Source organism: Desulfofundulus sp., assembly GCF_049701015.1.
GTDB lineage: Bacteria > Bacillota > Desulfotomaculia > Desulfotomaculales > Desulfovirgulaceae > Desulfofundulus.
Genome location: NZ_JBNATZ010000375.1, coordinates 1 through 1,783, shown reverse-complemented (window position 1 = coordinate 1,783; position 1,783 = coordinate 1). Strand labels below are relative to the sequence as shown.

1 protein-coding gene and 1 pseudogene are annotated in these 1,783 nt (G+C 55.5%); both read left to right on the top strand.

Annotated elements, in window-relative coordinates:
* Positions 1–671: pseudogene (locus tag ACPLUI_RS14575) on the top strand (anaerobic glycerol-3-phosphate dehydrogenase subunit GlpA); the annotation flags it as partial.
* Positions 668–1,783, top strand: a 1,116-nt coding sequence (gene glpB / locus ACPLUI_RS14570) for an anaerobic glycerol-3-phosphate dehydrogenase subunit GlpB (protein ID WP_424660962.1), incomplete at its 3' end; no start/stop codon positions are given. The pseudogene ACPLUI_RS14575 and the gene glpB, both read left to right, overlap by 4 nt.

The following is a 1,783-nucleotide window of genomic DNA, read 5'->3' as shown; positions in this document are numbered from 1 at the left end:
GCGGCGCAACCGACCAGACAGGCCGGGAGGTATCTCGAAATTTCGTTCTGCTTGACCACGGGAAGGACGGTTTGATCGGCATGATCAGCATTGTGGGTGGTAAGCTGACTACTTACCGGTTGATGGCAGAAAAAACGGCCGATCTGGTTTGCTCCCTGCTGGGTGTCAACATCCCGTGCCGCACGGCGCAGGAACCGTTAACGGAATCCATCCCACCGGCGGAATTAAATCTGGGTAAGCGATTGTTCGGGTCCCTCTCGGCGGTCAAGATCGCCGAGCGCTGGGGCAGCGAATTTAAAGACATTTTACAAAAGGCCGTGGCCGACCCCCATAAGGCGGAGCTCATTTGTGACTGTGAACTGGTCACCCGGGCGGAAATAGAACACGCGGCCGGTTGTGCCGACACCTTCACTTTGTGCGACATCCGGCGAAAGACCCGGATGGGCATGGGGACCTGCCAGGGTGCCTTTTGTGCCTTCCGGACTCTGGGAGTTGCTGCGGAGCACAATCCTGACGTACGGGAAAACAACTTGCGTTACCTGCGCGACTTCCTGCAAAGCCGATGGGAAGGTATCCGTCCGGTATTGTGGGGGCAGCAATTGCGGGAAACTCAGCTTGCTCAGGCCATTTACGGCACCATCTTTAACCTTGAAAGGATGTGCCGGGTATGAATGCGGGATATCAGTATGATGTGGTGGTGATTGGGGGGGGCATGGCCGGTCTGATGGCGGCGGCCCGGGCCGCCATCCGCGGTAAAGCAGTGCTCTTGCTGACGGCAGGCAGCGGTACACTGTCTTTATCCACCGGCTGCGTGGATGTGTGGGGATACACCGGCTCCAGCGAAGTCATGGCGATCAATCCCCTTGTTGAGATCCGGGAGATGATCAAACATAATCCCGGTCATCCTTACGCTGTAGCCGTAGATTTCTTGGAAGAAAGTCTGGCCTTTTTCCAGGATCTCTGCCGGCAAATGAAATGCCAATATTACGCCAAAGGTTGGCAGAACCAGGTGTTGCCAACAGCTCTAGGTACGGTTCGTCCTACATACCTTGCACCCGTAAGCCAGGTGATTCGCAACCAGGCCTGCCTTAAAAAGGCTGTTGTGGCAGGCTTTAGAGGAATGAAAGATTTTTTTCCATTGGTCATGGCCACCAATTTGAAACGGAGCGGGTGGCTGCCAACCGGCTGCCAGGTGGATGCCGTTCAATTGGACCTATTTTCCCCTGGTGAATTACGACCTGAGTTTCTGGCCCGCTGGTTGGAAACGGCGGAAGGCAGAGCTGAACTTGTCCAGCAGCTTAGAAGCGTGGTGAGGCGTGATACCCTCCTGCTCTTTCCACCCGTACTGGGCGTGCGCTGGGATAGTACGGTGGCTGCCGAATTAGCTGCCAATCTCGACTGCCAGGTCATGGAGTTACCTGGCCTGCCCCCGTCACTTCCCGGTAAACGTTTGAGCGACATGCTGTTCTCTTTCATTCGCCGGGCCGGGGTGGAAATAAGGCAGGGTTTTACCGTTGAGGGAGCAGTGGTCGAAAATAAGACTTGCCGGGCAGTAGTGGTAAAAGTGGGGAATGTCCGGCAGGAAATTTACGGCCGTTCTTATATCCTCTGTACCGGTTCCTTTCTGGGAGGCGGCTTGACTGCCGGTCCTGACGGTATCAGGGAAACTGTGTTTAACCTGCCGGTAGCAGGCAGTTATGACTGCCATGGTCTGAAGGCGAACAATGACTTTTTCGGTCTTTCCGGCCACCCGGTGCTACGGTCGGGGATCAAAGTAAATAGC